The 7638-nt window shown below is 43.3% G+C and carries 5 protein-coding genes and 1 tRNA gene; 3 read left to right on the top strand and 3 right to left on the bottom strand.

What is annotated here, in order from left to right; all coding sequences use genetic code 11:
• Positions 1-30 precede the first annotated feature (30 nt).
• Positions 31-2067 carry an excinuclease ABC subunit UvrB gene (gene uvrB, locus CVP04_RS12025; protein WP_100297740.1) on the bottom strand — a complete coding sequence of 679 codons (2037 nt, stop codon included), beginning with the start codon at positions 2065-2067 and terminating at the stop codon, positions 31-33.
• A 390-nt stretch (positions 2068-2457) separates the two neighbouring features.
• Here uvrB and CVP04_RS12020 point away from each other — a divergent pair.
• Together CVP04_RS12020 and CVP04_RS12015 are read left to right on the top strand one after the other, a co-directional pair.
• Positions 2458-2533 (top strand) — tRNA-Asn (locus CVP04_RS12020).
• 162 nt (positions 2534-2695) lie between these two features.
• A complete protein-coding gene (locus tag CVP04_RS12015; protein WP_100297741.1) occupies positions 2696-3667 on the top strand; it encodes a calcium/sodium antiporter in 972 nt (323 codons plus the stop codon).
• Here the strand turns inward: CVP04_RS12015 and zevB are convergent.
• Positions 3664-4671: a zinc transporter permease subunit ZevB gene (zevB, locus tag CVP04_RS12010; protein WP_100297739.1), complete on the bottom strand. Its 1008-nt coding sequence runs from the start codon at positions 4669-4671 to the stop codon at positions 3664-3666. The genes CVP04_RS12015 and zevB overlap by 4 nt on opposite strands.
• Entirely contained in the window at positions 4662-5309 is a 648-nt protein-coding gene (gene zevA, locus CVP04_RS12005) for a zinc transporter binding subunit ZevA (protein ID WP_100297738.1), read from the bottom strand. Before zevA ends, zevB begins: the two co-directional genes overlap by 10 nt.
• Before the next feature lie 525 nt (positions 5310-5834).
• Between zevA and ettA the strand changes: the two genes are divergently transcribed.
• Positions 5835-7505: an energy-dependent translational throttle protein EttA gene (ettA, locus tag CVP04_RS12000; RefSeq protein WP_100297737.1), complete on the top strand. Its 1671-nt coding sequence runs from the start codon at positions 5835-5837 to the stop codon at positions 7503-7505.
• Positions 7506-7638: the final 133 nt, after the last annotated feature.

The raw sequence follows: 7638 nt of genomic DNA, 5'->3' as shown, positions 1-7638 counted from the left end.
CACATAATGTGCCGTTTTTTATCCGCTTTTTTATCCGTTGGTCATAAAGGATTCGCGTAGCTGATGTAATTGATCGCGAATCGCGGCGGCTTTTTCGAATTCCAAATCCTGTGCAAATTTGTACATTTGCTGTTCCAGTTTTTTAACTTGCTGTTGATATTCTTTCGGATTTTTCGGCGCGTTGTAAAGTGCGGTCGGTTCTTCGATTTTTTGTGTGCGTTGTTTATTTCTCGCCTTATTCGTCGCACCTTGTCCGATATCCAGCAATTCGCCCACTTTTTTATTCAACGCTTGCGGCACGATGCCCCGTTCTTCGTTATAACGCATTTGTTTTTCACGCCGACGATTGGTTTCGTTAATCGCTTTTTCCATTGATTTCGTTATGCTGTCCGCATACAAAATCGCTTTACCTTTTAGATTTCGCGCCGCACGTCCGATGGTTTGAATCAATGAGCGTTCGGAACGTAAAAAGCCTTCTTTATCCGCATCCAGAATCGCCACCAATGACACTTCCGGAATATCCAAGCCTTCGCGCAATAAGTTGATGCCGACCAATACGTCAAATTCGCCCAAACGCAAATCGCGGATGATTTCTACCCGTTCGACGGTATCGATATCCGAATGTAAATAACGCACGCGCACACCGTGTTCTTCCAAATAATCGGTTAAATCTTCCGCCATTCGTTTAGTTAAGGTCGTGACTAAAACGCGCTCGTTTTTATCCGCTCTTTGACGAGCTTCCGAAAGTAAATCGTCCACCTGCACGGCAACCGGCCGAATTTCGATTTCCGGATCCAACAAACCGGTCGGGCGCACCACTTGATCGATAATTTCCGTACCGGATTTTTCCAATTCATAAGGTCCCGGCGTTGCCGAAACATAAATGGTTTGCGGTGCCAAGCGTTCGAATTCTTCAAAACGCAACGGTCGGTTATCCAAGGCGGAAGGCAGACGAAAACCGTATTCCACCAAGGTTTCTTTGCGCGAACGGTCACCGCGATACATTCCGCCGATTTGCGGCACGGTGACGTGCGATTCGTCGATAATCAACAAACCGTCCGCCGGAATATAATCGAATAAGGTCGGCGGCGGTTCGCCTTCGTTTCTGCCGGATAAATAGCGCGAATAGTTTTCGATCCCTGAACAATACCCCAGTTCGTTCATCATTTCGATGTCAAATTGCGTGCGCTGAGTTAAACGCTGTTCTTCCAGCAATTTATTATTCGCCAATAAATATTCGCGCCGTTCTTTTAACTCCGCTTTGATTTTTTCAATGGCGTCTAAAATACGCTCCCGCGGCGTGACATAGTGGGTTTTCGGATAAACGGTATAACGCGGCACGGCACCGAAACTCGTGCCGGTGAGCGGGTCAAACAGGCTTAATCGCTCGATTTCATCATCGAATAATTCGATTCGAAGCGCGCGATCATCGGATTCCGCCGGAAAAATATCGATAATTTCACCGCGCACGCGGAAAGTACCGCGCTGAAAGGCTTGATCATTGCGGGTATATTGCAATTCCGCCAGTTGGGCTAAAATTTGACGTTGGTTAATAATCGCGCCGCTTTGCAAATGCAACATCATTTTTAAATAGCTGTCCGGATCGCCCAAGCCGTAAATAGCAGAAACCGAGGCAACCACAATGGTATCGCGTCGTTCCAAAAAAGATTTCGTGGCAGAAAGTCGCATTTGTTCGATTTGATCATTAATAGAAGCGTCTTTTTCGATAAAGGTATCGCTGCTCGGCACATAGGCTTCCGGCTGGTAATAATCATAATAAGACACGAAATATTCCACCGCATTTTCCGGAAAAAACGCTTTCATTTCCGCATAAAGCTGCGCGGCGAGGGTTTTATTCGGCGCCAATAGCATCGCCGGACGATTTAATTTCGCGATGACATTAGCAATAGTAAAGGTTTTACCTGATCCCGTCACCCCCAACAAGGTTTGGTGCGCCAGACCGTCATTCAAATTTTCGATTAAGCGTTCGATCGCCTGAGGCTGATCGCCCGAAGGCTGAAAATCGGAATGTAGAATAAAAGGTTTGGTATTAATTTTGTTATTCATAAGAAAAGTAAAAAGCTAAAAGTGCGGTCAATTTTATCACATTTTTTCGCCTTCTACGGCAACTAAAATTTCAAGTTTTACACAGACTTATATTTGTCAAGACTTAAACTTCGCAAAATTGGGAAAAATTTTAAAAAATCTTCTGGAAATTTATTAACTTATTGAAAAACAAAGAAATGTTATTTTACAACCAATTCAATACCGAAGGCGGATAATGCTAGTTTTTATAAGGAATTAGCTCACTTTCAAATTAATAATTCACAGAGTTATCCACAAGCTCTGTGGATATAAAATTTTTTAATAAATTTTCAATTTTTTTCATTAAACGGGTTGACAACAAAAACCAAGATCATTAATATTTGCGACCGGTTCCTTGTGTTAACAAATTATTCCTCCTTAGTTCAGTCGGTAGAACGGCGGACTGTTAATCCGTATGTCGCTGGTTCAAGTCCAGCAGGAGGAGCCAGTTCTCTTTTGGATAGTTTTTATTTGTCTCCTTTTATAAAAACTAATTTTTCCCAAAAGATTTTGAGCCCATATCCTCCTTATGGGCTTTTATTTTATCTATTCAAAACCGCCGACATTTCGATTATACTGCCCTTTTCCCGAAATTGATGTGAGAAATCCTATGTTACTTGCCGTACTTGCCCTGTTATTCGGATTAGCTTTATTGGTGTGGAGTGCCGATCGTTTTATTGACGGCGCGGCATCTTTCGCGCGTTTTTTAGGAATGTCGCCGTTGCTTATCGGTATCGTTATCATCGGTTTCGGTACCTCTGCGCCCGAAATGATCGTATCTGCCCTATCCGCCGTCAATCACAGTCCGGGCATTGCGCTGGGAAATGCATACGGCTCCAACATTACCAACATCGCGCTGATTTTAGGTTTAACCGCCTTACTTAAGCCCATCACCGTCAATTCCGAAGTTTTAAAAAAAGAATTGCCGATTTTAACGCTTGTTACGCTAATTTCTGCGGCACTGATTTATGATGCGGAAATTTCCCGTCTTGACGCCGTTATTTTATTAACGATCTTCGCCGTTTATATGCTGTGGACATTGTGGCAGGGCGTGAAACATAAACAGGATCACTTTATTGACGACGTTTCTTCCGAGCTTGCCGAAAAGCCGTTGATGAAGTTCTGGCAATCCGTGATTTGGATGTTGATCGGTTTATTACTGTTAATCGGCAGCTCGCAATTATTAGTGTGGGGAGCGGTAGAAATTGCCGCTTATCTCGGTGTGAACGATTTAATTATCGGTTTAACTATCGTCGCCGTCGGCACATCACTACCGGAACTTGCGGCGTCAATCGCCGCAGCAAAAAAAGGCGAAGCCGATCTTGCCGTCGGCAATATTATCGGCTCCAATTTATTTAATACGCTTGCCGTCGTGGGTATCGCGGGTGCAATTATGCCCATTCAAGCCAGTGCGGAAGTGTTCGAACGAGATATAAGCGTAATGACCGCACTCACCTTTTCGCTCTTTTTATTCGGTTTCGGTTTACATAAAAAGCCCGGCACGATTACCAAATTCAAAGGTGCGATCTTGCTGCTTTGTTATATCGCCTATAATACTTATTTGATTTCGACCGCACTTTAACCGCCGAACAGCGCCGCACCGCCCGTGAGCGGCAAAGTCGTGCCGTAAATAAGTGCGGCGGCAAAAAAGATTAATATGCCTCCCGCCGCTAATTTAAACAAAGGTTCCGCTTTTTCTTTTAAACCGGGTGAAACATACCACTGCCCGAGTTTCACCGCGTTTTCTCTGGCATATTGCACCAGCAAGGCAAATGCCGATAAAGTCAATCCCGTGCCCACGGACATCGCTAATACGGCAAACATTCCCCAAATATAAAGATCCAACATATACGCCAAAAACAGTACGAAAATCGCGCCGGAACAAGGTCGCATTCCGATACTCAAAATCACCAACAAGCGAGAACGATTATCCGTTTTTTCTAATTGTCGAGCGGTCGGGATATGTTGATGTCCGCAGGCGCAAGTCGGTTGCTCTGCAGAGAAATTCGTCATTTTTTTGACCGCACTTTCTTGCATTAATGGCGCCGATAACGGTTTAATCGTATAAATTCGCCGAATATTTCCTTTCTTTTGCGCGGATAAGCGGTAAAGCGTTTTTGCACTTTGGTAAATCCAATATAATCCGAGCAATAAAATCAAGCCGAAGGCAACGCGTTCCAACCAAAGTTGGCTCAATTTAAAATATGCGGAGGATAAGTTCAGCAGTACGACAATCACGGATGTTGCCGCAATCGCCACGATGCCTTGCATTATCGAAGACAATAAACTTAGTGTCATACCGGATTTCAGTTGCGAACGATGAGTGGATAAATAGCTCGCGATAATAAATTTTCCGTGTCCCGGCCCTAACGCGTGAAAAACGCCGTATAAAAAACTGACGCCGATTAATAATCCGCCCGCCGTCGCCGGCGATTGCTTAATTTGATGTAAATAAGCGGACATTAATTGATTAAATTCACGTTGCCAAACAATGACTTGTGAAAATAAATAAGGGAAAAGATACAGCGCACAACACGACAGTAGCAGCAGCGCCGATAAATAACGATAAGTCTTTTTTAGTCGCATATTAAAACCACTTTTTGCGCAAACACCGCGCCTAACGAGGTATCTTCATCGCGCTGAGTGCGATCTAACGACGCCGCATATTGTTTGATTTTTTCGTCCACTTGCGGCTCTGCTACTTGCCCGCGACAACATTTCGGTAATGCGGAAAAATCCACCGCACTTTGCAGCGGCTGATCGTAATACATCGAAACATAATAAGTCGGATCGTAAGTGCTAAGTTCAATACGTTCGCCTTGCAAGGCTTGCGGTTTCGACAGCATAAAATCAAAATAATATAGCACTTGCGAACCGTTGGATTTCATTCCGTAATGTTGCGGCTTACTGGTATATTTGATTTTATTTCCTTTTTTATCAAAGAGATAGCTAAAATAATGTTCGTTAATAATATTATTCATTACCTCATCGATTAACTTTTGCAATGCGGCTTGATCCCCTTGCGCCTGCTTTAAATCATATAACACCGCGGACGAACTGGCTTCGTCTAAAATCCATTGCATCGAAAATCCGACCAAGCTATCGTTTTCCACCAACACCTTATTTTTCATTTCGATAAATGCGTGCGGATGCGCCGAACTTGTTAACGGAAATACAAAAATCAATAGGAATAAATAGAAAAATTGTCGCCACGTTTTTAACATAATGACCTTTTGTAATTTTTATTTTATAAAGTAAATTCATTTTATCATTAAAGATTTCTTAAAACAAAACGAGCAAAATTTAAAAATCGACAAATAATTGCGCAAAATCGTAAAATAAATGAAAATTTTGTGATAAATATCAAAAAAATATAACATTATAGTTACTATATAACGAAAATTTATGTAATATATCGCCCGTCGAGCAGTAGCTTGATATTCATAAAGTTCCTAAATAAAATAATCATAAATAGCTAAACTACTTTCCTACCTCCCGATTCGGGAGGTTTTTTTTATTTAAAATCAAAGAATTAAACAAAAAACCAACGCGTTTGCTCAGACTCAGCAGCGATTTTGCGGCTGAATTCGTTTTTTCCCGCTCGCATTTCGCCTTTCTCATTATCAAGCATTCATCGAAAGCACCTTACAAATTATGCGAATTTCAAGTAGAATTGCACTCAAGCGATTGATTATATTTATTGATATAATCTTTGCCTTTCTAATTTATCTATCAACTTGAGAGTCATTATGTCATCACAATTTGTTTATACAATGCACCGTGTCGGCAAAGTCGTTCCGCCGAAACGGCATATTTTGAAAGATATTTCGCTAAGCTTTTTTCCGGGTGCCAAAATCGGTGTACTCGGCTTAAACGGTGCGGGTAAATCCACTTTATTACGCATTATGGCGGGCATCGATAAAGAAATCGAAGGTGAAGCACGCCCGCAACCCGGCATAAAAATCGGCTATCTTCCGCAAGAACCGAAGTTAGAACCGCAACAAACCGTGCGCGAAGCGGTGGAAGAAGCGGTTGCGGAAGTGAAAAACGCTTTAACGCGCTTGGACGAAGTTTATGCGCTATATGCGGATCCGGATGCGGATTTCGATAAACTTGCGGCGGAACAAGCGAATCTTGAAGCTATTATTCAAGCGCACGACGGTCATAATTTGGATAACCAACTGGAACGCGCCGCCGATGCGTTGCGTTTACCGGATTGGGACGCCAAAATCGAACATTTATCGGGTGGTGAACGTCGTCGTGTCGCGCTTTGTCGCTTATTGCTCGAAAAACCGGATATGTTGCTGTTAGACGAACCGACCAACCACTTGGATGCAGAATCCGTGGCGTGGCTCGAACGTTTCTTACACGACTACGAAGGCACCGTTGTGGCGATCACTCACGATCGCTACTTCTTAGATAACGTTGCCGGCTGGATTTTAGAACTTGACCGTGGTGAAGGTATTCCTTGGGAGGGTAACTATTCTTCTTGGTTGGAACAAAAAGAAAAACGTTTAGCGCAAGAACAAGCGCAAGAATCCGCCCGTCAAAAATCCATTGAAAAAGAATTGGAATGGGTACGCCAAAATCCGAAAGGTCGCCAAGCGAAAAGTAAAGCGCGTATGGCACGTTTTGAAGAATTGAATTCAGGCGAATATCAAAAACGTAACGAAACCAACGAACTCTTTATTCCACCGGGTCCACGCTTAGGTGATAAAGTGATCGAAGTGCAAAACTTAACCAAATCTTACGGTGATCGGACATTAATCGATAATTTATCCTTCTCGATCCCGAAAGGTGCGATTGTCGGCATTATCGGACCGAACGGCGCGGGTAAATCCACCTTGTTCCGTATGCTTTCCGGCAAAGAACAACCGGATTCCGGCTCTGTTACCTTGGGTGAAACCGTGGTGTTGGCATCCGTCGATCAATTCCGTGACGCAATGGACGACAAAAAAACCGTTTGGGAAGAAGTGTCGAACGGACAAGATATTCTCACTATCGGAAACTTCGAAATTCCAAGCCGCGCTTATGTCGGTCGTTTCAATTTTAAAGGCGTCGATCAACAAAAACGCGTGGGCGAACTTTCCGGCGGCGAACGCGGACGTTTGCACTTGGCGAAATTGCTCCAAGCGGGCGGCAACGTGTTGTTATTGGACGAACCGACCAATGATTTGGACGTCGAAACCTTGCGCGCACTTGAAAATGCGATCTTAGAATTTCCGGGCTGTGCAATGGTCATTTCCCACGACCGTTGGTTCTTAGACCGTATCGCCACCCATATTTTAGATTACGGCGATGAGGGCAAAGTCACGTTCTACGAAGGCAACTTCTCCGATTATGAAGAATGGAAGAAAAAAACTTTCGGTTCGGACGCCACCCAACCTCACCGAATGAAATACAAACGTATTGCGAAATAAAAAAGCAAAAAAGTGCGGTATTTTACCGCACTTTTTTCAGACCGATGACAAACCTGATTTAAATCGTATTTTATGTGTAGGATGGGCTTCAGCCAATCAAAAAATATAGTTATTTCAATATGATGGGCTAAAG

Source organism: Caviibacterium pharyngocola, from assembly GCF_002795405.1.
Lineage (GTDB): Bacteria > Pseudomonadota > Gammaproteobacteria > Enterobacterales > Pasteurellaceae > Caviibacterium > Caviibacterium pharyngocola.
This window is presented reverse-complemented; position numbering and strand designations above follow the sequence as displayed.